This window comes from Salmonella sp. JXY0409-18, from assembly GCF_020268625.1.
Taxonomy (GTDB): Bacteria; Pseudomonadota; Gammaproteobacteria; order Enterobacterales; family Enterobacteriaceae; genus Salmonella; species Salmonella enterica.
In genome coordinates, this window is sequence record NZ_CP084216.1 from 229,222 (window position 1) to 254,982 (window position 25,761).

A 25,761-nucleotide genomic window follows, 5' to 3' on the forward strand; every position below is an offset into this window, starting at 1 on the left:
GATGGCGTTATTAAATGTAGATCAATTATCGGTGCACTTCGGCGACGAAGGGACACCGTTCAAAGCCGTCGACCGCATTAGCTACAGCGTGAAGCAGGGTGAGGTGGTCGGTATTGTCGGCGAGTCTGGCTCCGGCAAATCCGTCAGCTCGCTGGCGATTATGGGGCTTATCGATTACCCAGGCCGCGTGATGGCGGAAAACCTGCTCTTTAACGGACAGGATCTGAAGCGCATTTCCGAGAAGGAACGTCGCAACCTGGTGGGCGCTGAAGTGGCGATGATTTTCCAGGACCCGATGACCAGCCTCAATCCTTGCTATACCGTTGGCTTTCAGATTATGGAAGCCATCAAGGTACATCAGGGCGGGAACAAGAAAACCCGTCGTCAGCGAGCGATTGACCTGTTGAACCAGGTGGGCATTCCCGATCCGGCTTCTCGTCTGGATGTCTATCCGCACCAGCTTTCTGGCGGCATGAGTCAGCGCGTGATGATTGCGATGGCAATAGCCTGTCGACCAAAGCTGTTAATTGCCGATGAACCGACCACGGCGCTGGATGTGACCATTCAGGCGCAAATCATTGAGCTGCTACTGGAGTTGCAGCAAAAAGAGAACATGGCGCTGGTGCTGATTACCCATGACCTGGCGCTGGTGGCGGAAGCGGCGCACAAAATTATCGTCATGTACGCCGGGCAGGTCGTCGAAACTGGCGCTGCGCAGGATATTTTCCGCGCGCCGCGTCATCCCTACACCCAGGCACTGCTACGAGCGTTACCAGAGTTTGCTCAGGACAAAGCGCGTCTGGCGTCGCTGCCGGGCGTGGTGCCGGGGAAATATGACCGACCGACGGGCTGTCTGCTTAACCCGCGCTGCCCCTACGCCACGGACAGATGCCGTGCGGAAGAACCTGCTCTCAACCAACTGGACGATGGACGTCAGTCAAAATGTCATTACCCACTCGATGATGCCGGGAGGCCCACACTATGAGCACGCATGAGGCCACCTTGCAACAGCCGCTGTTGCGGGCTATCGACCTGAAAAAACACTATCCGGTGAAGAAGGGGATCTTTTCTCCGGAACGGCTGGTAAAAGCGCTGGACGGCGTGTCGTTTAATCTCGAACGCGGTAAAACGCTGGCCGTAGTGGGGGAGTCCGGTTGTGGAAAATCCACACTGGGTCGCCTGCTGACGATGATTGAAACGCCAACCGGCGGCGAGCTTTATTACCAGGGGCAGGATCTGCTCAAACACGATCCGCACGCGCAGAAACTACGGCGGCAGAAAATTCAGATTGTGTTTCAGAACCCCTACGGTTCCCTGAACCCACGCAAGAAAGTGGGGCAAATTCTGGAAGAGCCGTTGTTGATCAATACCAGCCTGAGTAAAGCGCAGCGTCGTGAAAAAGCGCTGGCGATGATGGCGAAGGTGGGGCTGAAAACCGAGCACTACGACCGCTATCCGCATATGTTCTCCGGCGGCCAGCGTCAGCGTATCGCTATCGCCCGCGGTCTGATGCTTGATCCGGACGTAGTGATTGCCGACGAACCGGTCTCCGCGCTCGACGTGTCGGTGCGCGCCCAGGTGCTGAACCTGATGATGGATTTGCAACAGGATATGGGGCTGTCTTATGTCTTTATCTCGCACGACCTGTCGGTGGTGGAACACATCGCCGATGAAGTGATGGTCATGTACTTAGGCCGCTGCGTGGAGAAAGGGACCAAAGAGCAGATTTTTAACAATCCACGTCATCCCTATACCCAGGCGTTACTCTCCGCCACGCCGCGGCTGAATCCGGACGATCGCCGTGAGCGGATTAAGCTGACCGGCGAGTTGCCGAGCCCGCTGAACCCGCCGCCGGGCTGCGCCTTCAACGCCCGCTGCAGCCGTCGCTTCGGACCCTGCACGCAGTTACAGCCGCAGCTTAAAGAGTACGACGGCCAGTTGGTGGCCTGCTTTGCCGTCGATCAGGATGAAAATCCGCAGAAACCGCTGAGTTAATTGCGTTTTATGCCGGATGGCGGCTGCGCCTTATCAAGCCTACACCGTACCTGTAGGCCTGGTAAGCGTAGCGCCACCGGGCATGGCTCTCCGGTACGACTTATTCAATCAATTTTAATAACGGCGACAGGCACAACAATATTCCATATAACAGAATAAGCCAGGTTTTCAGGCCGCGTAATTTTTCCAGTTGCGCTACTTTATAAATCAGGAAAAAGGGAATAATACACGCGACAATGCCATAAAGCGGACTGCCTAACTGGAAAAAGACCAATACTGAGACGCGAAACGAAACCCAAATAACCAGAGTCACCACGATAAAGACACAGATTCCAGATGTCAGTAACAGTGGGTTGACGTTTTTGACATCCATAATACGACTCAATACATTCAGCACAATACCTTTAAGCGCTTCGTGAAAACCTAAATAAATACCAAAGAACGCGGTAAGTACGGCAAAAATATTGAGGATGGTAGAGGTAATGTGGATGATATGGCCAGGGATTACCTGAGCTGCCAGTGCAAGGGCGGAAATATTCTGCTCGAACGCTGATACCGCCTCTTCATGGCTAATCGAAAAGGTAAACGAGAACGAGAAAAAGAGAATAATGGCAATCAGCGTAATATAGCTAATGCGATGCGTGCGAATCGCCATCCGGGTGGCCAGCACACGGTCAGGTTCGCGCTTACGATAGGCGATGTTCATTGGGTTTAGTACCTGAATGAAGACCGCAGAAAAGAAGCAAAATGGGATAGTGAGCAGTACGTCGCGAAAGAAAACCGATGCGGCGGGAAAGGCGGAAATATTATCAAGATTCCAGTGTGGGATCATCGCAAAACCGAATATCAGAATGATCCCGACTTTTACCACCACCATCGGGCCGGAAATTTTAAATAATAATTTTTCCCCGCCGGAGGCAATCGCCACCAGCACGGCGAAAATCGCGACTTTATAGATAATAGACTGCGAAAGATCGGCTTCAGTAAGGCCGAAGGTTTTGATATAGGAGGCGCTATCAAACACCACCGACAGGGAATAAATAAACACCCCGTGGATAATCATAAGAAAATAGATTACACCGAGAAAAATGCCCCAGTTTTTGCCAAGATAGTGACTGATAATATCCGTATAATCGTCACAGGTTTCGCTTTCAGATAACGTTTTTAGATAAATATCCTGCACAATATAGGTAGCGGGATAGGCGATGATAAAAGCGGTAATAAATACCCAGATCCCCTTGAGACCTATTTGCACTGGCATTAAGACGGTACCGGCGCCGATTGCCATACCGATACACAAGAGCACCCAGCCAAAATCATATTTTGTAAACGGTAACCTCGTTGAAAGCGGTGTGGTCGTAGCGTTACTGTTATTTAATGGTAATGTGTCGTCCTGCATAGAGCCCCCTGCCCAAAATATACGCAGCTCTCTCATAAAGAATGCTGCCTATAACCAGGCTATAGTGCCTTGATACCCGATGCGGCAAACCGGTGACAGCGGTTCGCCGAGCAATCGTCAGAATGCTGCTTTTCTGCTGGCGCGTTCAAGGTCATGAATAATATCGTCGGGATCTTCAGGTCCCGCTGAAAGACGGATAAGTTCGTCGGTAATACCTGCTTTTAGCCATTCCTCTGGCGCAAAAGGCGAATATGTCATAGACGCAGGATGCTGAACGAGGGTTTCGGTATCACCGGGACTGGCCGCGAGGAGGCATAATTTACAGAATTGAGCGGCTGACTGCCAGCCTCAGAAATGCTGAATGTATTCTGGCAAATAAAAATAATCGTCTGCGAAGCGTCACGCAGATTGTACGTTAGCGCCGTGCCGGGACGGGGATTTTGCCGTAATATCAGCAGCAAGCCGGGTTTACCCGGTGAGGCGCAATGTTGCGGGGCTTGATCCCCGGCGGCATAGGTTGCTGGATAGAGAAAACCCCCGCACGTTGACTGGTATAAACCTGGCAACCTGACGGGGGCTAACTTGAACCTCAACACATCAAGGATAGCCGCGAACGGTTGCCATTGCAACAAGGCGGCTATATGACGCTTACGCAGTTGGGCGTGGCCTTCTGGCACGATCTGGCAGCGCCGATCATTGCTGGCATTATCGCCAGTGTGATCGTCAACTGGCTACGTGACAGGAAGTAACGCGTTTTGAGCGTCTGTCCGCCGTAATGGCAACATGCGCCCGAACCAGGCCGCAGGGGAAACCTTGCGGCCTTTTTCGGTTTACTGCGGGTAAGGCACCCAGTCGCCGCCATTCAGACGAACGTAGGGCTTACCCTGGTACTGAATCACCACCGCATTAGCGTTTTCTGAAACCGGCGCGGTTTGCGGCAGATTGCTGGTCAGCTTGTTCCAGTTCACACTGTCTTCGGTAAAGAGCTTACCGTCCACGGCGCGTACGACCAGTTCGGAAATCGCCAGGTAGCTGCTCGGCTGGTTAATATCAATCGGCGCGCCCTCATGCGGGGCTTTCATGCCAAAAAATTTCACGCCCGCCGGGACGTTGGTGATGGAGGGGCTGGGAATATCGCGCAGGCCAGAGATCTGCATTCTGTCGCCCTTCAGCGCACCGCCGTGCTCCGGTACGACCACCACCATCACCTTACGCCCGGATTTCTCCAGTTCGGTAAAGAAGGCGTCCAGTTCATCGAACAGTTTCTGCGCGCGGATTTTATAATCCGCCGTTTTGCTGACGCCAGGGAAGTGGTTGCCATCGTGCAGCGGCAGCAGGTTAAAGAAAGTCGCGGAGCGGGAATTGGCTTCACGTTCTTCCCCTGTCAACCAGCGGTTCAGGACCGCCAGATCGTCATATACCGGCGAGCCGTCGAATGACAGCAGGGCGGTTGGCAGGCCGGACTGGTTCATCAGTTCGCTCTGCATACCGCCGTTTTCGCGAACTTCTTTCAGGAAGCCGCCAAATTCACCGTTATGATCCATCATCAGATGCTGAGTAAAGCCCAGTTTCGCCAGATTATCAAACAGATAACATTCGTTATCGGCTGGTTGATAAAGTCGGGTGTGCGAAGGTTGACCACAGCTGGCGCGCAGCAGACGAATGGCCGCCGGGCCGCTGTAAGACGTGCCGGAATTAAAGTGTTTAAACAAAATGTCAAAGTGCGACCATAGCGGATGTGACATCAGGCCTGCCGCTTCGACATCCGACCAGGAGAGCGAACAAATATTGATGACCAATAGGTCGAACGGCTGCGCATCAGGCGGAAGCTGCGCCGGGAACGTCGTTTTCCGCTTTTCTTCCGCGGCATAGAAGGTGTTCAACCAGGCGTTCAGATTTGCGGTCGTCGGCGGCGCGGTTTGCGCAGGCATATCGCCGATGACCGGCTTATCGCCCGCTGTCGCGACGGTAGCGGCCGCATTACCGCCAGTCGTCGTCACCGTATCGGTTGGCTGGCCTGCCGGCCACAGCGTAAAAACCGGGCCGGTTAATGTCAGGACATTCAGCCATACCATGATGGCGACCACAAACACCGTGACCCGAATCCACTGTGATAAAAAAAGCCAGGCAACCAGCAGTACGCAGATGGCGCCGATCATTTGCCAGTTAATAAAACGGGCGATCAGATCGAGCAGATAACCGGAGCTGAATTCCGCCACCTGCGTCCCCTGGCTCATAATGCTTTGCGGGCCGGGCAGCCAGGTATCATGCCAGAACAGCGCGAAGCCGACGGGAATGGCAATCCAGTGGCGCAACCGGTGAAGGCGATACTTTGGTATTGGCATGAGCAGAAACGCCATGAATACCAAATTCAGTAAAGGATGAAAATTCAGATAGCCTGCCCACAGCAGGCCAAACTTGACCAGAAAATAGAAGTTCCAGCCGGAAAGACCGCGCCAGTATTGCCAGAGCGGAGAAGGCATTGATGGAGTTTGAGTATGCTGAGTCATTTTTTGTCTGCCTTGACTTTCGTAGCGCGGCGCAGAGTTCCGGCTGGTTTTACATAACGAGGTTTGGCAAATAGCAGCCGGGTTGTATCACTGATACGGCGTAGCGAATGACGCGCCAGATACCCCAGCGGAAAGAAAATCAGCGCGCAAAAAAGAATAATTTGCACGATATCGCTGATGGTCATCATGATGCACGCTCCGCGGTGTCGTCGAGCAATCGCAGGGGTTCAGGAATACGACGCCAGATGCGGCCATCGTGTTCGGCATTTATTACCGGGTCGGCGCGTTTTGCCAGCGGTAGCGGCGTTCCCCACAGTTCCGGCGACAATAAGCGCATCTGCACCAGCTCGGCGCTGATTTGTTTATCTTCGAACCAGACCATACGATTAGAGAAAATATCGCCCGTCGGCAAAGGGAAAATATGGTTTAACGCGGTATCCAGATCGTTGACCCGGCAGAATGATAAAAACAGCACCAGACGGTTGCCGCCGATGGTCATAATATCGCCGGTTCGGTTTGGCCGACATAATGTTAACGCCTGCTCAACCCGAATGCCCGGCACCGGGCGCAGCGCGACCAGAACGCCTTTCCCGTCGGCGGGGAGCAGGGTGTTGCTCATCATCGTATGGATGGCATCGCAGAAGGTATCCCACGGCTGAAAACCGCGCAGTTTCAACGGCTGCGTCATCGACAGTAGCGTGGTGATGTCTTCCGGTACGTAACGGCTGAACTGCTGCCCCTGCACGCTTTCAATAAGCGTCAGGCAGCGTGAAAGCGGGGCGTTCCAGGGAATGATCATATTCGCGCCGCAGCCCAGCAGCAGGCGCTCATCGGTGGCGCGCAAACTGGCGATATTTTCGCGCACGACAATTTTCAGCGCGCTTCCCCGCTGGCGCCGCAAAGTATGAATGCGACGAGCAAGCGGCTCGATTTGGTTGTTCTGTGTAAGCGAAAAAATAATTGTCGCGGCCTGCGCCGTGCGCGCGTCGTTGAATAGCGCTTCGTTATTGTCGAAAAGCGTCCAGTGTTCCGAGAGCGGCGGCGCGCCTTCAAGGACGGCGACGTGGCTAAGAATGCGTTTTTCGTCGCTACGCGGCTGAATTGCCGTCTCCTCCTGATGGGATAGCGTCCAGCGTTCGTCCTGCTGACACAGCAATAACTGCTGTCGGGCGCTGACGCCTTTTTCGTTACACCAGAAGGCAATATCGAACAAATGTTGGTCGCCCTGAAAACGTAAACTGGCGAGGCCAAAAAGTGAGCGATACTCGCCCATCAACAACGAGGACTGTTTATCGCTATTATTACAAGGGTTAATAACCAACAATGAACAGTGATGAAAACGAGTCCATTTATTCATTTTTTCCAGCCATTTATGCAGGCTTTTTGACGTTATATTCCGCCACGTGTTATTTGCACAAATAAGAATGAAAAAGTAATGCGTCGGGTTAACAGAACAAAGCAAATCGTGGGGCAAAGAGTATAGCCCTTTTTCTGAATCCGGCATGGCAAATAAGCGGATTTTCTCCGGACCGTGAGATTCATCTAATTTGATTACTTTGCCAGGATCGCCTTCCATGCCGATGACGGCGACATTTGCATTCTCCGTTTGTGACGCAATCGTTTGATTCACCAGGCTGATGGCATCTTGCTGGCGATCGGCGTTAACCCACCAGACGCCGCCGGTTGGCATATGGCGCAGTTCATCCCATAATGATGAGATGCCGAGAGAAAATACGGGGTCCACAGTGTCCCTCATGTCACTATTTTAACTGTTTATCAGTTTACTAGCGAAAGCACAGAAATAAACCTAACATTGAAATTAAAACGCATCAGATTTAGCATGTGAATCAATTTGTCCGGCAGGATGCCCTGTAACTCTGCGCTTTGCATTTTTACACATTATAAATGATGTCACGGAAAGATGAAAAATGCGCGTTCTCCCGTATTGACTACGGGGCGTAATGCTGCCAGTGAGAAATATTTAAAAAGGAGCAACCAGAATGTATAACAATGAACCTGGCGCTCAGTCCGATCCAACGTTGGGCTACACTTTTCAAAATGATTTTCTGGCATTAAGCCAGGCGTTTTCACTACCCGAAATAGATTATACCGATATTTCCCAACGCGAACAGTTGGCGGCGGCGATTAAAAGATGGCCACTCCTGGCTGAATTTGCGCAACCACATTCATTAAGGAAGCCATGAATGGCGATTCTGGGACTGCAGGGCGTGCGCGGCGGGGTGGGAACCACATCTCTCACCGCAGCACTCGCCTGGGCGTTACAAATCTTAGGGGAAAATGTCCTGGTGATTGACGCCAGCCCCGATAACCTGCTGCGTATGTCGTTTAACGTCGACTTCGTCCATCAGGGCGGTTGGGCGCGATCGTTGCTGGACGGCCAGGACTGGCGCGATGCTGGATTACGTTATACCTCACAGCTTGATCTACTGCCGTTTGGACAGCTCACCGTGCAAGAGCGGGAAAATCCGCAGGCCTGGCAGGAGACGCTGGGAGAGATCGGATCGGCTATCCAGGCGCTGAAAGCGAGCGGGCGTTATAGCTGGATTTTACTGGACTTGCCCTACGGCGCGTCACCGCTGACAGGGCAGCTGGTGAGCCTCTGCGACCATACGCTGGCGATAGCCCAGGTTGACGCTAACTGCCATATTCGCCTTCATCAGCAGGCGTTGCCTGCCGGAGCGCATATTCTGATCAATGACTTACGCATCGGCAGCCAGTTACAGGACGATCTGTACCAGGTCTGGCTGCAAAGCCAGCGCCGGTTGCTGCCTATTGTGATCCATCGCGATGAGGCGATGGCGGAGTGCATGGCGTCGAAACAGCCGTTAGGCGAATATCGCAGCGATTCGTTAGCCGCCGAAGAGGTGTTAACGCTGGCGAACTGGTGCCTGCTGCATGATGCGGGCGACAAAACGTCCGCCGGGAGCCCGCGATGAGCGCCCTTTCCCGGTGGCTGCTTATCCCGCCGGTTAGCGCGCGCTTGAGCGAGCGCTATCAGGGTTACCGCCGCCACGGCGCGTCGCCGTTTAGCGCAGCGCTCGGCTGCCTGTGGACGATTCTGGCGTGGATAGTGTTTCCGCTTGAGCATCCGCGCTGGCAGCGTATTCGCGACGGGCATAAAGCGCTTTATCCGCATATTAACGCCGCCCGCCCGCGCCCGCTGGACCCGGCCCGTTACCTCATTCAGACCCTCTGGCTGGTGATGATCTCGTCGACTAAAGAACGTCATGAACCGCGCTGGCGGTCATTTGCGCGCCTGAAGGACGTTTGTGGACGTTACCATCAATGGATGGATACCTTACCGGAACGGGTGCGCCAAAAGACAACGCACCTGGAAAAGGAAAAAGAGCTGGGACATCTTAGCAACGGCGCCCGGCGTTTTATTCTGGGCGTTATCGTGACCTTTTCACTGATACTGGCGCTGATCTGTATTACGCAGCCATTTAACCCGCTATCGCAATTTATCTTTCTGCTGTTGCTGTGGGGCGTTGCGCTGTTGGTACGACGTATGCCGGGACGCTTTTCCGCGCTGATGCTCATCGTGCTGTCGCTAACGGTCTCCTGTCGTTATATCTGGTGGCGCTATACCTCGACGCTAAATTGGGACGACCCGGTCAGTCTGGTGTGCGGGCTGATTCTGCTGTTTGCGGAAACCTACGCCTGGATTGTGCTGGTGCTGGGGTACTTCCAGGTGGTGTGGCCGTTAAATCGTCAACCGGTGCCGTTGCCGAAAGAGATGTCGCAGTGGCCGACGGTGGATATTTTTGTACCGACCTATAACGAAGACCTTAATGTAGTCAAAAATACCATTTACGCTTCGCTTGGCATTGACTGGCCGAAGGACAAGCTGAATATCTGGATCCTTGATGACGGCGGGCGCGAATCATTTCGTCAGTTTGCCCGACATGTTGGCGTGCATTACATTGCCCGCGCCACGCACGAACACGCCAAAGCCGGCAACATCAACAATGCGCTAAAACACGCGAAAGGCGAGTTTGTGGCGATCTTCGATTGCGACCATGTGCCGACACGCTCGTTTCTGCAAATGACAATGGGCTGGTTCCTGAAAGAAAAACAGCTGGCGATGATGCAGACGCCGCATCATTTCTTCTCCCCGGACCCGTTTGAGCGCAACCTGGGACGTTTTCGTAAAACGCCTAACGAAGGCACGCTGTTTTACGGACTGGTACAGGACGGTAACGATATGTGGGACGCCACTTTCTTTTGCGGATCGTGCGCGGTGATTCGCCGTAAGCCGCTGGATGAGATTGGCGGTATCGCCGTTGAGACGGTGACGGAAGATGCGCATACTTCGCTCCGGCTGCACCGGCGAGGTTATACCTCAGCGTATATGCGCATTCCGCAGGCGGCGGGGCTGGCGACGGAAAGCCTGTCGGCGCATATCGGGCAGCGTATTCGTTGGGCGCGGGGCATGGTGCAAATTTTCCGCCTCGATAACCCTCTGTTTGGTAAAGGCTTAAAACTGGCGCAGCGGCTGTGCTACCTCAACGCGATGTTCCATTTCTTGTCCGGCATTCCGCGTCTGATCTTTCTGACCGCGCCGCTGGCTTTTCTGCTGCTGCACGCCTATATCATTTATGCGCCTGCGTTGATGATTGCGCTATTTGTGATACCGCACATGGTCCACGCCAGCCTGACTAACTCGAAGATTCAGGGCAAGTATCGTCACTCTTTCTGGAGTGAAATCTATGAAACGGTACTGGCATGGTATATCGCACCGCCGACTCTGGTCGCGTTGATCAATCCGCACAAAGGGAAATTTAACGTCACGGCGAAAGGCGGGCTGGTGGAAGAGAAGTACGTCGACTGGGTAATCTCGCGTCCGTATATCTTCCTTGTCTTGCTTAACCTGCTCGGCGTGGCGGCGGGCGTATGGCGATACTATTACGGGCCGGAAAATGAAACGCTGACCGTCATCGTTAGCCTGGTGTGGGTCTTCTACAACCTGGTCATTCTCGGCGGCGCGGTTGCGGTTTCGGTAGAGAGTAAACAGGTCAGGCGCGCGCATCGGGTCGAGATTGCCATGCCGGGGGCCATCGCCCGCGAAGATGGACATTTGTTCTCCTGTACCGTACATGACTTCTCCGACGGCGGGTTAGGCATCAAGATCAACGGTCAGGCGCAGGTGCTGGAAGGGCAGAAAGTGAATCTATTGCTTAAACGCGGGCAGCAGGAATATGTCTTTCCAACGCAGGTGGTGCGCGTAACGGGCAATGAGGTCGGGCTGCAACTGATGCCGCTCACCACCAAACAACATATTGATTTTGTGCAGTGTACCTTCGCGCGCGCCGATACGTGGGCGCTTTGGCAAGATAGCTTCCCGGAAGATAAACCGCTGGAAAGCTTGCTGGATATTCTGAAGCTGGGCTTCCGCGGATATCGCCACCTCGCGGAGTTCGCGCCGCCTTCAGTAAAAGTAATTTTCCGATCGTTGACGGCGTTAATTGCCTGGATTGTATCGTTTATTCCGCGTCGCCCGGAGCGGCAAGCGGCGATACAGCCGTCGGATCGGGTTATGGCTCAGGCTCAACAATGATGATAATGCGATGAAAAGAAAATTGTCCTGGATGTGTGCGGCGGTAATAGGATTAAGCGCGTTTCCTGCTTTCATGACGGCGGCGGCGCCTGCGATGCCGCCATTGATAAATGCTGAACCCACCGAGCCTGCGCCGTCGCCCGCAACTGAGGCGCTCGTCGTGGCGCAGACCGCGCCTTCGCGCGAGGTCAAGCTGACCTTTGCGCAAATCGCGCCGCCGCCGGGCAGTATGGCGCTGCGTGGCGTTAACCCTAACGGCGGCATTGAATTTGGTATGCGCAGCGATGAAGTGGCGTCGAAAGCGGTGCTGAATCTGGAATATACGCCCTCGCCGTCGCTCCTGCCGGTTCAGTCGCAGCTCAAGGTTTATCTCAATGACGAACTGATGGGCGTACTGCCGGTGACAAAAGAGCAGTTGGGGAAAAAGACGCTGGCGCAGGTACCTATCAATCCGCTATTTATCACCGACTTTAACCGGGTGCGGCTGGAGTTTGTCGGCCACTATCGCGACGTGTGTGAAAACCCGGCCAGCAGTACTCTGTGGTTAGACATCGGGCGAAATAGCGCCCTGGATCTGACCTATAACATGCTGGCGGTGAATAACGATCTGTCCCACTTTCCGGTGCCGTTTTTTGATCCGCGGGATAACCGTCCGGTGACGTTGCCGATAGTGTTTGCTGACATGCCGGACCTGGCGCAGCAGCAGGCGGCTTCTATTGTCGCGTCCTGGTTTGGCTCGCGGGCGGGCTGGCGCGGTCAGCGCTTCCCGGTGTTGTATAATCACCTGCCGGATCGCAATGCGATCGTGTTCGCCACCAACGATCGACGCCCCGATTTCCTGCGCGATCATCCTGCGGTTAACGCGCCGGTTATCGAGATGATGAGCCATCCGGATAATCCGTATGTGAAGTTGCTGGTCGTGTTTGGCCGTGATGATAAAGACCTGTTGCAGGCGGCAAAAGGTATCGCGCAAGGGAATATTCTCTTCCGTGGTTCCAGCGTGGTGGTCAACGATGTAAAACCGCTGCTGGCGCGCAAACCGTATGATGCGCCGAACTGGGTGCGTACCGATCGCCCGGTCACTTTTGGCGAGCTGAAAACCTATGAAGAGCAGCTCCAGTCGAGTGGGCTGGAGCCGGCGCCCATCAACGTTTCTTTGAATCTGCCGCCGGACCTCTATTTGCTGCGTAGCAACGGTATTGATATGGATCTCAACTACCGTTATACCTCGCCGCCGACCAAAGACAGTTCACGGCTGGATATCAGTCTGAATAACCAGTTCCTGCAAGCCTTTAGCCTTAATAGCACGCAGGAAACTAATCGACTCCTGTTGCGCTTGCCGGTACTTCAGGGACTGCTGGATGGTAAAACGGATGTGTCTATTCCGGCGCTCAAACTGGGGGCGATGAACCAACTACGTTTTGACTTCCGCTACATGAACCCGATGCCGGGCGGGTCGGTGGACAACTGTATTACCTTCCAGCCGGTACCGAATCATGTGGTGATAGGGGATGACTCCACTATCGATTTTTCGAAATATTACCACTTTATCGCGATGCCGGATTTACGCGCGTTCGCCAATGCGGGTTTCCCGTTCAGCCGGATGGCCGACCTGTCTGACACGCTGGCGGTGATGCCGAAGACCCCAACCGAAGCGCAAATGGAAACGCTGCTGAATACGGTCGGCGCCATTGGCGGGCAGACCGGTTTCCCGGCAATTAATCTGACCATCACCGATGATAGCGCTCAGATAGCCGACAAAGACGCCGATCTGCTGATTATTGGCGCTATTCCGGGCAAGCTAAAAGATGATAAGCGTATCGATCTGTTGGTGCAGGCGACACAAAGCTGGGTAAAAACCCCGATGCGGCAGACCGCTTTCCCGTCGATTATGCCGGATGAGGCCGATCGTGCGGCGGATGCGCAGTCCACCGTCACCGCCAGCGGCCCGATGGCGGCGGTGGTGGGCTTCCAGTCGCCGTTTAATGATCAGCGCAGCGTGATTGCTCTGCTGGCTGACAGCCCACGCGGCTACCAGCTACTGAACGACGCCGTGAATGACAGCGGTAAACGCGCCGCGATGTTTGGTTCCGTGGCGGTGATCCGCGAGTCCGGCGTTCACAGTCTGCGCGTTGGCGATATCTATTACGTCGGACATCTGCCGTGGTTTGAGCGGCTGTGGTATGCGCTGGCGAATCACCCGGTGCTGCTGGCGGTACTGGCGGCCCTCAGTGTGGTATTACTGGCGTGGGTATTGTGGCGTCTGCTACGTATTCTCAGTCGCCGTCGTCTCGACCCTGACCATGAGTAACGCATGATGACTATGCTGCGCGGATGGATAACGATGCTCGTCATGCTGACGGCAATAAATGCGCAGGCAGCCTGTAGCTGGCCTGCGTGGGAACAGTTCAAGAAAGATTACATTAGCCAGCAGGGACGCGTTATCGATCCGGGCGATGCGCGAAAAATTACCACCTCCGAAGGGCAAAGCTACGCCATGTTCTTTGCCCTGGCAGCGAACGATCGACCGGCGTTCGCGCAACTGTTTAACTGGACGCAAAACAATCTGGCGCAGGGATCGCTGCGTGAACATCTGCCCGCCTGGCTGTGGGGGCAAAAAGATCCCGACACCTGGTCGGTGCTGGACAGCAACTCCGCGTCCGACGGCGATATCTGGATGGCATGGTCGCTGCTGGAGGCCGGTCGTCTGTGGAAAGAGACGCGTTATACCGAGGTGGGCACGGCGTTGCTAAAACGCATCGCCCGCGAAGAGGTCGTGAATGTGCCGGGGCTGGGCTCAATGCTGCTACCTGGCAAAATCGGCTTTGCCGAGGCGAATAGCTGGCGTTTTAACCCAAGCTATCTGCCGCCGCAGTTGGCGCAATACTTTAGCCGTTTTGGCGCGCCGTGGTCGACGCTACGGGAAACCAATTTGCGGCTTTTGCTGGAAACCGCGCCGAAAGGTTTCTCGCCGGACTGGGTGCGTTATGAAAGCAAGCAAGGCTGGCAGTTGAAAGCGGAAAAGACGCTGATCAGTAGCTACGATGCGATTCGCGTCTATTTATGGGCGGGAATGATGCATGATGGCGATCCGCAAAAAGCGCGTTTACTGGCGCGATTTAAACCGATGGCGACGTTAACGATGAAAAACGGCGTTCCACCGGAGAAAGTGGATGTCGTCAGCGGGAACGCGCAAGGGACGGGGCCGGTCGGGTTTTCCGCCGCCTTACTGCCTTTCCTGCAAAATCGCGACGCCCAGGCCGTGCAGCGACAGCGGGTCGCAGACCATTTTCCTGGCAGCGATGCCTATTACAACTATGTGCTGACTCTCTTTGGACAAGGCTGGGATCAGCACCGTTTTCGCTTCACCGTCAAAGGTGAATTATTACCTGACTGGGGCCAGGAATGCGTAAGTTCACGTTAAGTCTCATGCACGCTTTTTTGCCGGCTGGCGGTCGAAATGCCTTACCTGGCAAAAGGGGCGTTTCTCGGGCATTGTTGGGTTTATCGCTTGGTATGGCGCTAACACCGCTTGCCGGCGCAGCGACCTCCGCGCAGCAACAGTTGCTGGAGCAGGTTCGGCTGGGCGAGGCCACGCACCGTGAGGACTTAGTCCGTCAGTCGCTCTATCGCCTGGAGCTGATCGACCCCAATGATCCACAGGTTATCGCCGCCCGTTTCCGCTATCTGTTGCGCCAGGGGGATAGCGATGGGGCGCAGAAGCTACTTGACCGGCTGGCGCAACTGGCGCCGGAGTCGACGGCGTATCAATCTTCCCGCACCGCGATGCTGCTCTCCACGCCGCAAGGACGTCAGTCTTTGCAGGAGGCGCGTTTACTGGCGACGACCGGCCATACTGAACAAGCGATCGCCAGCTACGACAAGCTGTTTAAAGGTTATCCGCCGGAGGGCGAACTGGCGGTCGAATACTGGACGACCGTGGCGAAATTGCCCGCCCGCCGTCACGAAGCGATTAACCAGCTACAGAAAATCAATGCCGTCAGTCCGGGTAATAACGCTCTGCAAAATGCGCTGGCGCAACTGTTGTTCGCCAGCGGGCGGCGCGATGAGGGATTTGCGGTGCTAAAACAGATGGCGAAATCCAGTACGGGACGCAGCGCGGCCTCCGCCATCTGGTACCAGCAGATAAAAGATCTCCCGGTGAGCGACGCCAGCGTAAAAGCGTTGCAAGACTATCTGACGCAGTTTAGCGAAGGCGATAGCGTGTCTGCCGCCCGCGCCCAGCTTAGCGAGCAGCAAAAACAGTTAGCCGATCCGGCGTTTCGCGCGCGCTCGCAGGGCATCGCGGCGGTTAATGCCGGAGAAGGCGGCAACGCTATTGCGCAATTGCAGCAGGCGGTGAGCGCCCGGCAGGACGACAGCGAGGCGGTCGGCGCGCTTGGGCAGGCATACTCACAGCGTGGCGATCGCGCCCGCGCCGTCGCGCAGTTTGAAAAAGCGCTGGCGATGGCGCCGCACAGCAGCAGCCGCGATAAGTGGGAGAGTCTGCTGAAGGTCAATCGCTACTGGCTGTTAATTCAGCAGGGCGACGCGGCCTTAAAAGCGAATAATCTGGCCCAGGCGGAGCGTTTCTATCAGCAGGCGCGAGCAGTGGATAACACCGACAGCTACGCGGTGCTGGGGCTGGGGGATGTGGCGATGGCGCGCAAAGATAATGCCGCCGCCGAACGTTATTATCAGCAGACGCTGCGTATGGATAGCGGTAATACAAATGCTGTACGCGGGCTGGCGAATCTTTATCGCCAGCAGTCGCCGCAAAAAGCCGCCGCGTTTATCGCTTCTCTTTCCGCCAGCCAGCGGCGCAGTATCGACGATATCGAACGCAGTCTGGAAAATGACCGTCTGGCGCAGCAGGCGGAAACGCTGGAAAGCGAGGGCAAATGGGCGCAGGCCGCAGAACTGCACCGTCGTCGGCTGGCATTAGATCCGGGGAGCGTGTGGGTGACGTACCGACTGTCACGCGATCTGTGGCAGGCCGGGCAGCACGCCCAGGCCGATGCGCAAATGCGCTCTCTGGCGCAGCAGAAGCCAAACGATCCGGAACAGGTCTATGCTTATGGGCTTTATCTTTCCGGCAGCGATCGGGACCGGGCGGCGCTGGCGCATCTCAATACCCTGCCGACCAGCCAGTGGAACAGCAATATTCAGGAACTGGCGGGCCGATTGCAAAGTAACCAGGTGCTGGAAAGCGCTAACCGCTTGCGCGATAGCGGCAAAGAACGCGAAGCGGAAGCGTTGTTACGTCAGCAGCCTCCCTCTACGCGCATTGCGTTAACGTTGGCGGACTGGGCGCAGCAGCGTGGCGATAATGCGGCGGCCCGCGCCGCTTATGACGCCGTTCTGGCGCGGGAACCGGGTAATGTCGATGCCATGCTGGGGCGGGTGGAAATCGACATCGCACAGGGCGATAACGCCGCGGCGCGCGCTCAACTGGCGGCGCTGCCTGCGTCGCAAATCACCTCTCTTAACATGCAGCGCCGCGTCGCGCAGGCGCAGCTCCAGCTTGGCGATATCACGGCGGCGGCGCGGACCTTCAACCGCATTACGCCGCAGGCAAAAGCACAGCCGCCATCAATGGAAAGCGCGATGGTATTGCGTGACGCCGCCGCTTTTCAGGCGCAAACGGGCGAGCCGCAGCGGGCGCTGGAGACCTACAAAGACGCAATGGTCGCCGCGGCGATTACGCCGGTTCGTCCCCAGGATAACGATACCTTTACCCGCCTGACGCGCAATGATGAAAAAGATGACTGGCTAAAACGCGGCGTGCGTAGCGATGCGGCGGAGTTGTACCGTCAGCAGGATCTCAATGTCACGTTGGCGCACGATTATTGGGGGTCGAGCGGGACTGGCGGCTACTCCGATCTGAAGGCGCATACCACGATGCTTCAGGTGGATGCGCCCTGGTCGGACGGGCGGGCGTTCTTTCGTACTGATATGGTGAATATGGATGTTGGCCGCTTCTCTACGGATGCGGATGGAAAATACGATAATAACTGGGGTACCTGTACGCTGGAGAAATGCAGCGGACATCGTAGCCAGGCCGATACGGGCGCGAGCGTGGCGGTCGGCTGGCAGAATGAGACCTGGCGCTGGGATATCGGCACGACGCCGATGGGCTTTAATGTCGTTGATGTGGTCGGCGGCGTCAGCTATAGCGACGATATCGGGCCGTTGGGTTATACCCTGAACGCGCATCGTCGCCCGATCTCCAGCTCGCTGCTGGCGTTTGGCGGGCAAAAGGACGCCAGCAGCAATACCGGCACCAAATGGGGCGGCGTGCGGGCCAACGGCGGCGGCGTCAGTCTCAGCTATGATAAAGGCGAAGCAAACGGTGTTTGGGCGTCGCTCAGCGGCGACCAGTTGAGCGGTAAAAATGTGGAAGATAACTGGCGCGTGCGCTGGATGACCGGTTATTACTATAAGGTGATTAACGAGAATAACCGCCGCGTTACCGTCGGGCTGAATAACATGATCTGGCATTACGACAAAGATCTGAGCGGTTATTCACTGGGTCAGGGCGGTTATTATAGCCCGCAGGAATACCTGTCGTTTGCGGTGCCGGTGATGTGGCGGCAGCGTACGGAAAACTGGTCGTGGGAGCTAGGCGGCTCGGTATCCTGGTCGCACTCCCGCAACCGTACCATGCCGCGTTATCCGCTGATGAATTTGATCCCGGCGGATTATCAGGAGGATGCGCGTGACCAGACCAACGGCGGCGGTAGCAGCCAGGGATTTGGCTATACCGCACGGGCGCTCATTGAACGCCGGGTCACTGCCAACTGGTTTGTGGGTACGGCTGTCGATATTCAGCAGGCGAAAGACTATACCCCCAGTCATCTGCTGCTGTATGTCCGTTATTCCGCGGCGGGCTGGCAGGGGGATATGGATTTACCGCCGCAGCCTCTGGTGCCTTACGCTGACTGGTAATTATTGCGTCAGGCCTACGTATTGACAGGCGTCGTAGGCCTGAGAAGCGCAGCGCCATCAGACGCTATTATTAACCGTTATTCAGAAAAGTCCTTTTCAGATACAGCCTCTCTTAATGCCGCTGCAATCGGGTATACTCAGGCGGCAGTCCGGGATATCCAGGGAGAGTCAATTTGCGCGTCAGCCGCTCGTTAACAATTAAACAGATGGCAATGGTTGCGGCCGTTGTCATGGTGTTTGTTTTTGTCTTTTGCACCGTTTTGTTGTTCCATCTGGTACAGCAGAACCGCTACAACACGGCTACGCAACTGGAAAGCATCGCGCGATCTGTTCGGGAACCTCTTTCTTCCGCGATTTTAAAAGCGGATCTCCCCGGCGCGGAAACCATTCTGGAAAGTATTAAACCTGCGGGCGTGGTGAGTCGCGCCGATGTGGTATTGCCGAATCAGTTCCAGGCGTTGCGTAAGCGCTTCATTCCTGAACGCCCCGTCCCGGTTATGGTGACGCGTCTCTTCGAACTGCCGGTACAAATTTCTTTGCCGGTTTATTCGCTGGAGCGTCCCGCCAATCCGCAACCGCTGGCCTACCTTGTATTGCAGGCGGATTCGTACCGTATGTACAAATTCGTCATGAGCGCGCTCTCTACGTTAGTGACCATTTACTTACTTTTATCGCTGATCCTGACGGTGGCCATCGCCTGGTGCGTAAACCGCCTGATTGTGCATCCGCTGCGCAAAATCGCCCGCGAGCTGAACGACATTCCGCAGCAGGAGCTGATCGGACATCAGCTGGCGTTGCCGCGTCTGCATCAGGATGATGAAATTGGGATGCTGGTGCGCAGCTATAACCTCAACCAGCAGCTTATGCAGCGTCAACGCGAGGAGCAAACGGACAACGCGATGCGTTTTCCGGTTTCCGAGCTGCCCAATAAAGCCTTTTTAATGGCGCTGCTGGAACAGGTTATCACCCGCCAACAGACCACCGCGCTTATTATCGTGACGTGCGAAACGTTGCGTGACACGGCAGGCGTGCTGCAAGAAACGCAGCGGGAGATTCTATTACTGACGTTGGTTGAGAAGCTGAAGTCGGTGCTGGCGCCGCGCATGGTGCTTACGCAGGTCAGCGGCTATGACTTTGCCATTATCGCCCACGGCGTCAAAGAGCCGTGGCACGCCATCACATTAGGTCAGCAAATACTCACTATCATTAATGAACGACTGCCCATTCAGGGTATTCAACTGCGCCCAAGCTGCAGTATTGGCATTGCGATGTATTATGGCGATCTGACCGCCGAAGAGCTCTATGGTCGCGCCGTCTCCGCCGCGTTTACCGCGCGCCGAAAAGGTAAAAATCAGATCCAGTTCTTTGACCCGGCGCAGATGGAGGCCGCTCAACAGCGCCTTACCGAAGAGAGCGATATCCTTACCGCGCTGGATAATCATCAGTTTGCCATTTGGCTGCAGCCGCAGGTCGAGATGCGCAGCGGCAACGTATTAAGCGCCGAAGCCTTGTTACGTATGCAGCAGCCGGACGGTAGCTGGGAATTGCCGGAGGGGCTGATTGAGCGCATTGAATCCTGCGGCCTGATGGTCACAGTAGGCCATTGGGTGCTGGAAGAGTCCTGCCGCCAGCTTGCCGCCTGGCAGGAGCGCGGCGTGACATTGCCGCTCTCCGTCAATCTTTCCGCGTTACAGCTCATGCACCCTGGCATGGTATCGGAGCTGCTGGAATTGTTAAACCGCTATCGTATTCAACCGGGTACGCTGATTCTTGAGGTCACTGAAAGCCGCCGTATCGACGATCCGCACGCTGCCGTCGCTATCTTACGTCCGTTACGTAATGCTGGCGTGCGTATCGCACTGGATGATTTTGGCATGGGTTACGCGGGGCTGCGCCAGTTACAGCATATGAAGTCGCTACCGGTCGATATCCTTAAAATTGATAAAATGTTTGTCGATGGGTTACCGGATGATCACAGTATGGTGACGGCGATTATCCTGATGGCCCGCAGTCTTAATTTACAATTGATTGCCGAGGGCGTGGAGAACGAGGCGCAACGCGCGTGGCTGGAACAGGCGGGAGTCAACGTCGCGCAAGGCTTCCTGTTTGCTCGGCCCGTTCCCGCGGATATCTTTGAAGAACGGTATCTGTCGCACGAAAATCCTGATTACAAAAGTTAAAAAAGGTCGCGCTTGTGCGAGCCAGCTCAAACTTTTTAACATTTTTGTTTCAATTATGATCCTGGCGCATTTCTGTCATGTTGTGTGGGTGTTATTTTAAGGCCGCAGGTTACTCATAACCTTACAAGACCTGTGGTTTTTACTTCAAGGACACCCTATGAAAACCTCTCTGTTCAAAAGTCTTTATTTTCAGGTCCTGACGGCAATCGCCATTGGTATTCTCCTTGGCCATTACTATCCTGAACTGGGCGCACAAATGAAACCGCTTGGCGACGCGTTCGTTAAGCTCATTAAGATGATCATCGCTCCTGTCATTTTCTGTACTGTCGTGACGGGCATCGCAGGCATGGAAAGCATGAAAGCGGTGGGCCGTACCGGCGCGGTCGCGCTGCTTTACTTTGAAATTGTCAGTACGATTGCGCTGATTATCGGTCTTATCATCGTCAACGTCGTGCAGCCTGGCGCCGGGATGAACGTCGATCCGGCAACGCTGGATGCGCAGGCGGTGGCCGTTTATGCCGCACAAGCTAAGGAGCAGGGCATTATTGCCTTCCTGATGGATGTTATACCGGGCAGTGTGATCGGCGCGTTTGCCAGCGGCAACATTCTGCAGGTCTTACTGTTTGCGGTGTTGTTTGGTTTTGCGCTGCACCGTTTGGGCAGCAAAGGCCAGCTCATTTTCAATGTGATTGAGAGTTTTTCGCAGGTCATTTTCGGCATCATCAATATGATCATGCGCCTGGCGCCGATTGGTGCATTCGGCGCGATGGCCTTCACCATCGGTAAATACGGCGTCGGTTCCCTGGTGCAACTGGGGCAGCTCATTATCTGCTTCTATATCACCTGTATTCTCTTTGTGGTGGTGGTGCTGGGGACGATTGCACGGGTAACGGGCTTTAGCATTTTTAAATTTATTCGCTATATCCGGGAAGAATTACTCATTGTGCTCGGCACCTCCTCTTCCGAGTCAGCGTTGCCGCGTATGCTCGATAAGATGGAAAAACTGGGGTGCCGTAAGTCGGTGGTAGGGCTGGTGATCCCGACGGGGTATTCGTTCAACCTCGATGGCACCTCTATCTACCTGACGATGGCGGCGGTGTTTATCGCCCAGGCGACCAACAGCCATATGGATATCTTCCACCAGATCACGTTGCTGGTCGTGCTGCTGCTCTCGTCAAAAGGCGCTGCGGGCGTGACCGGAAGCGGCTTTATCGTGCTGGCGGCCACTATCTCCGCCGTGGGCCATTTACCGGTTGCGGGACTGGCGTTAATCCTCGGTATCGACCGCTTTATGTCCGAAGCGCGCGCGCTGACTAACCTGGTGGGTAACGGCGTGGCGACGGTGGTGGTTGCCAAATGGGTGAAAGAGTTAGATCACCAAAAGCTGGACGATGTGCTTAATAATCGTGCGCCGGATGGCAAAACGCACGAAATTTCCTCCTAATCTCGCCACTTATGCCCGTAGTCCCTTCCAGGACTGCGGGTGTTTGCGCATAATTGACCCCTGCGCCCAAAGCATACAGCATGATGCTTAGGGATTATTTCACTTCTTCCGTGACATTTTTAGGTTCTCGCGGTCTAACACGAAGTGTTTTTACGTCATATTCAGGCATCCCTGCCGGGGCTGTCTTTTTATTACCAGGATTGTTGATCAGGGGTTCACATGCAGGGCACAAAAATTCGACTCTTAGCGGGCAGTCTGTTGATGTTGGCCTCTGCCGGCTATGTGCAGGCAGATGCGCTCCAGCCCGATCCGGCATGGCAACAGGGGACGCTGGCTAATGGGTTACAGTGGCAAGTGTTGGCTACGCCTCAGCGCCCCAGCGATCGTATTGAAGTTCGTCTCCAGGTTAATACCGGTTCGCTCACCGAAAGTACGCAACAGAGCGGGTTCAGCCATGCGATTCCCCGTATCGCGCTGACGCAAAGCGGTGGTCTGGATGCCGCACAGGCACGTTCTTTATGGCAGCAAGGGTTTGATCCGAAACGTCCCATGCCGCCCGTTATTGTTTCTTATGATTCCACGCTCTATAACCTCAGTTTACCCAATAACCGTAACGATCTGCTGAAAGAAGCGCTGACCTATCTGGCTAACGTCTCCGGTAAATTAACCATTACGCCAGAGACGGTGAATCATGCGTTAAGCAGCGAAGATATGGTTGCGACGTGGCCAGCAGATACTAAAGAGGGCTGGTGGCGTTATCGGCTGAAAGGATCGGCGTTATTGGGGCACGATCCCGCGGAACCGTTAAAGCAGCCGGTAGACGCAGCCAAAATTCAGGCTTTCTATGAAAAATGGTACACCCCGGATGCCATGACGCTGATTGTTGTCGGCAACATTGATGCGCGCTCCGTCGCCGAGCAGATCAATAAAACGTTCGGTACGCTGAAAGGTAAACGCGAAACGCCCGCCCCGGTGCCGACGCTTTCGCCGCTGCGGGCGGAATCAGTGAGCATTATGACCGATGCGGTGCGCCAGGATCGTCTCTCCATTATGTGGGATACGCCGTGGCAACCGATTCGCGAATCGGCGGCGCTGTTGCGCTACTGGCAGGCGGATCTGGCGCGTGAAGCGCTGTTCTGGCATATCCAGCAAGAGCTTACTAAAAATAACGCGAAAGATATTGGCCTGGGGTTTGACTGCCGGGTTCTGTTCCTGCGCGCGCAGTGCGCCATCAACATTGAATCACCTAATGATAAGCTCAATACCAATTTGAGCCTGGTGGCGAATGAACTGGCGAAAGTACGCGATAAAGGTTTGTCGGAAGAGGAGTTTACTGCTCTGGTGGCGCAGAAAAATCTCGAATTGCAAAAGCTGTTCGCGACCTACGCGCGTACCGATACTGACATTTTGGCTGGACAGCGTATGCGCTCGCTGCAGAATCAGGTGGTGGATATCGCGCCGGAGCAGTATCAGAAGTTGCGTCAGAATTTCCTCAACAGCCTGACCGTCGATATGCTCAATCAGAATCTACGTCAGCAGCTATCGCAGGAGATGGCATTGATTTTGCTGCAACCGCAAGGCGAGCCGGAATTTAATATGAAGGCGTTAAAGGCGACGTGGGATGAAATCATGGTCCCGACAACTGCCGCCGCTGTTGAAGCAGATGAGACGCATCCGGAAGTGACGGATACACCGGCGGCACAGTAAGCTGCCGCCTGCCGGCCCGGTAAGCGCAGTGCCACCGGGCAAGAGCGAATGACTTACTGCGGCATCGCGTCGTGCGGAATAATGGCCCCACGGTACTGAATCACCGTGCTGGCCGTCAGGTGTCCGCGCTTCGCGGCATCCGTCGCGCTGCCGCCCGTCAAACGAACAGCCAGATAACCGGCGCTGAAGGAGTCGCCTGCGGCAGTGGTGTCTATCACTTTCTCTTTCGGCAGTTTTACTGCCGGAACGTCAATGAGCGCCTCGCCCTGAATCGAGACCAGGCAAGAGTCCGCCCCGCGTTTTACCACCACTTCCTGCACGCCTGCCGCATGGGTGCGGGCAATGACCTCTTCCACCGGTTGCTGACCCCATAGCGCGTCTTCATCGTCCAGTGTCAGGAAGGCGATATCAGTACATTCCAGCATCTTTTGATAGACCTGCTGCGTTTCTTCGCGACTTGTCCATAAACGCGGGCGATAGTTATTATCAAAAATGACTTTCCCGCCGTTGGCCCGACATTCACGCAATAAAGACAGCAGTTTATCACGGCTGGTTGGGCTTAAAATCGCGAGGCTAATGCCGCTCAGGTAGAGATAATCGAAGGTTGCCAGCGTCTCGCAGATAGCCGCTGACTGCTCGCTCTCCAGCCAGAATTTCGCTGCCGCTTCGTTACGCCAGTAGTAGAAGGTACGCTCGCCAGTATCATCGGTTTCGATGTAATAGAGGCCTGGCAGGCGATTTTCCATCCGCTGCGTTAGCGAGGTATCCACATTTTCATGCTGCCACGCCTCCAGCATCTGTTGGCTGAAACTGTCAGTACCCAGCGCCGTCACATAGTGAACGGCCAGAGCGGCAGAATCGACCTGACGGGCAATATAAACGGAGGTATTCAGCGTGTCGCCGCCGAAGCCGCGCTGAACATCAGCGCCTTTCTGCGACAGCTCAATCATGCATTCGCCAATCACGGCAATCTTTTTAGACATAGTCGTGAACCTGATCTGTAAAAATTAGCGTTAGTGTGCGCTGTGGATGTTTAGTGGTCAATAATATTAAAACATCGGTCCATTATTTTTTTGAGCAAGTGCGTATTTTTGACAAGTTTCGTGGTCTGTTTTTATTTTGCCAGGGACCGAGGGTAAAGTTCTCTGCCTGAACGCCGATAACCTTTGACGAGTCCGGACAGTCACACTCCCATTAACAGGACAACTGAGATGATAAAGCAGGTTATCCAGCAGCTACGCGTTCCTGATGCAGGTATAGAAAATTTGCAGGAACGGCGCTATTGGCTGCAATGCGAGCGTGCCTATACTTACCAGCCGATATACCAGACGGATGGCCGTTTGATGGCGGTTGAACTTCTCACTGTCGTCACCCATCCTGATAACCCTTCCAGACGTATTGCCCCGGATCGTTATTTCGCGGAGTTAGCGGTTCGACACCGCATTGACGTAGTGAAAGAACAACTTCATCAGCTTGAACAAAAAGCGGATTTTTTCACTCGTCATCACTTATTGGCATCGGTCAATGTCGACGGCCCTACGCTGATTGCCATGCGACGACAGCCGGACATTCTGGCAGCGATGGAGCGCTTACCCTGGCTGCGTTTCGAACTGGTGGAACATATTCGTTTGCCGAAAGACTCCTCTTTCGCCTCGATGTGTGAGTTCGGCCCGCTGTGGCTGGATGATTTTGGTACCGGTATGGCCAATTTTTCAGCGCTGAGCGAAGTGCGTTATGACTACATTAAAGTGGCGCGCGAGCTGTTCGTCATGCTGCGTCAGTCCCCGGAGGGACGCAACCTGTTCACTCTGCTGCTGCAACTGATGAACCGCTACTGCCGCGGCGTTATTGTCGAGGGCGTGGAGACGCTGGAAGAGTGGCGTGATGTGCAGCGTTCGCCCGCCTTTGCCGCCCAGGGCTATTTTCTTTCTCGACCCGTGCCGCTGATATCGCTCGAAGAGGTGATTCTGACCCTGTAATGCCAGACTGTTCCCGTAATA

Annotated in this window: 18 protein-coding genes and 1 pseudogene; 13 read left to right on the forward strand and 6 right to left on the reverse strand. The window is 55.0% G+C overall.

What is annotated here, in order from left to right:
• Window position 1 precedes the first annotated feature (1 nt).
• Together dppD and dppF are read left to right on the forward strand one after the other, a co-directional pair.
• Window positions 2–985: a dipeptide ABC transporter ATP-binding protein gene (gene dppD / locus LDB27_RS01085; RefSeq protein WP_001196509.1), complete on the forward strand. Its 984-nt coding sequence runs from the start codon at window positions 2–4 to the stop codon at window positions 983–985.
• Window positions 982–1,995 (forward strand): dipeptide ABC transporter ATP-binding subunit DppF, encoded by a 1,014-nt coding sequence (dppF, locus tag LDB27_RS01090; RefSeq protein ID WP_000103563.1) that lies wholly within the window; start codon window positions 982–984, stop codon window positions 1,993–1,995. The genes dppD and dppF overlap by 4 nt, the downstream gene beginning before the upstream one ends.
• A 100-nt stretch (window positions 1,996–2,095) precedes the next feature.
• Here the strand turns inward: dppF and LDB27_RS01095 are convergent, their stop codons facing one another.
• Together LDB27_RS01095 and LDB27_RS01100 are read right to left on the reverse strand one after the other, a co-directional pair.
• Window positions 2,096–3,394: an aromatic amino acid transport family protein gene (locus tag LDB27_RS01095; protein WP_001150163.1), complete on the reverse strand. Its 1,299-nt coding sequence runs from the start codon at window positions 3,392–3,394 to the stop codon at window positions 2,096–2,098.
• A gap of 117 nt (window positions 3,395–3,511) precedes the next feature.
• Window positions 3,512–3,664 (reverse strand): annotated as a pseudogene (locus LDB27_RS01100) (PLP-dependent transferase); the annotation flags it as partial.
• Window positions 3,665–4,035: 371 nt separating this feature from the next.
• Between LDB27_RS01100 and LDB27_RS01105 the strand changes: the two are divergent.
• Window positions 4,036–4,143 carry a type I toxin-antitoxin system toxin Ldr family protein gene (locus LDB27_RS01105; RefSeq protein ID WP_001537650.1) on the forward strand — a complete coding sequence of 36 codons (108 nt, stop codon included), beginning with the start codon at window positions 4,036–4,038 and terminating at the stop codon, window positions 4,141–4,143.
• A gap of 81 nt (window positions 4,144–4,224) precedes the next feature.
• Here the strand turns inward: LDB27_RS01105 and bcsG are convergent, their stop codons facing one another.
• From bcsG to bcsE, 3 genes are read right to left on the reverse strand one after another with little or no spacing between them, the layout of a single operon-like run.
• Window positions 4,225–5,904: a cellulose biosynthesis protein BcsG gene (gene bcsG / locus LDB27_RS01110; RefSeq protein WP_000192012.1), complete on the reverse strand. Its 1,680-nt coding sequence runs from the start codon at window positions 5,902–5,904 to the stop codon at window positions 4,225–4,227.
• Window positions 5,901–6,092 (reverse strand): cellulose biosynthesis protein BcsF, encoded by a 192-nt coding sequence (bcsF, locus tag LDB27_RS01115; protein ID WP_000988321.1) that lies wholly within the window; start codon window positions 6,090–6,092, stop codon window positions 5,901–5,903. The genes bcsG and bcsF overlap by 4 nt, the downstream gene beginning before the upstream one ends.
• Entirely contained in the window at window positions 6,089–7,660 is a 1,572-nt protein-coding gene (gene bcsE / locus LDB27_RS01120) for a cellulose biosynthesis c-di-GMP-binding protein BcsE (protein WP_001205759.1), read from the reverse strand. Before bcsE ends, bcsF begins: the two co-directional genes overlap by 4 nt.
• Before the next feature lie 244 nt (window positions 7,661–7,904).
• On the opposite strand from bcsE, the gene bcsR reads away from it, so the two are divergent.
• The 9 genes from bcsR (at window position 7,905) to LDB27_RS01165 (ending at window position 23,761) form a co-directional block, all read left to right on the forward strand.
• Window positions 7,905–8,108 (forward strand): cellulose biosynthesis protein BcsR, encoded by a 204-nt coding sequence (gene bcsR / locus LDB27_RS01125; protein WP_000282616.1) that lies wholly within the window; start codon window positions 7,905–7,907, stop codon window positions 8,106–8,108.
• On the forward strand, window positions 8,109–8,861 hold the full coding sequence (gene bcsQ, locus LDB27_RS01130) for a cellulose biosynthesis protein BcsQ (protein ID WP_000996131.1): 753 nt from the start codon (window positions 8,109–8,111) through the stop codon (window positions 8,859–8,861).
• Window positions 8,858–11,482, forward strand: a complete 2,625-nt coding sequence (bcsA, locus tag LDB27_RS01135) for a UDP-forming cellulose synthase catalytic subunit (protein WP_001275338.1) — start codon at window positions 8,858–8,860, stop codon at window positions 11,480–11,482. The genes bcsQ and bcsA overlap by 4 nt, the downstream gene beginning before the upstream one ends.
• Before the next feature lie 10 nt (window positions 11,483–11,492).
• On the forward strand, window positions 11,493–13,793 hold the full coding sequence (gene bcsB, locus LDB27_RS01140; protein WP_000823799.1) for a cellulose biosynthesis cyclic di-GMP-binding regulatory protein BcsB: 2,301 nt from the start codon (window positions 11,493–11,495) through the stop codon (window positions 13,791–13,793).
• Window positions 13,794–13,796: 3 nt separating this feature from the next.
• A complete protein-coding gene (gene bcsZ, locus LDB27_RS01145) occupies window positions 13,797–14,906 on the forward strand; it encodes a cellulose synthase complex periplasmic endoglucanase BcsZ (protein WP_000988811.1) in 1,110 nt (369 codons plus the stop codon).
• Window positions 14,888–18,430 (forward strand): cellulose synthase complex outer membrane protein BcsC, encoded by a 3,543-nt coding sequence (gene bcsC, locus LDB27_RS01150; RefSeq protein ID WP_001225206.1) that lies wholly within the window; start codon window positions 14,888–14,890, stop codon window positions 18,428–18,430. Before bcsZ ends, bcsC begins: the two co-directional genes overlap by 19 nt.
• Before the next feature lie 173 nt (window positions 18,431–18,603).
• A complete protein-coding gene (gene hmsP / locus LDB27_RS01155) occupies window positions 18,604–20,610 on the forward strand; it encodes a biofilm formation regulator HmsP (RefSeq protein WP_001266362.1) in 2,007 nt (668 codons plus the stop codon).
• Window positions 20,611–20,767: 157 nt separating this feature from the next.
• Window positions 20,768–22,054, forward strand: a complete 1,287-nt coding sequence (gene dctA / locus LDB27_RS01160; RefSeq protein WP_000858228.1) for a C4-dicarboxylate transporter DctC — start codon at window positions 20,768–20,770, stop codon at window positions 22,052–22,054.
• Window positions 22,055–22,273: 219 nt separating this feature from the next.
• The gene (locus LDB27_RS01165) at window positions 22,274–23,761 is read left to right on the forward strand and encodes a M16 family metallopeptidase (protein WP_001163179.1); all 1,488 of its coding nucleotides are present in this window, start codon (window positions 22,274–22,276) and stop codon (window positions 23,759–23,761) included.
• A 53-nt stretch (window positions 23,762–23,814) separates the two neighbouring features.
• On the opposite strand, the gene LDB27_RS01170 is transcribed toward LDB27_RS01165, so the two are convergent.
• On the reverse strand, window positions 23,815–24,744 hold the full coding sequence (locus LDB27_RS01170) for a sugar kinase (RefSeq protein WP_000037583.1): 930 nt from the start codon (window positions 24,742–24,744) through the stop codon (window positions 23,815–23,817).
• Between the two features lie 228 nt (window positions 24,745–24,972).
• Between LDB27_RS01170 and pdeH the strand changes: the two genes are divergently transcribed.
• Window positions 24,973–25,740, forward strand: coding sequence for a cyclic-guanylate-specific phosphodiesterase (pdeH, locus tag LDB27_RS01175; RefSeq protein ID WP_000595626.1), 768 nt, complete (start codon window positions 24,973–24,975; stop codon window positions 25,738–25,740).
• The last annotated feature ends 21 nt before the right edge of the window (window positions 25,741–25,761 follow it).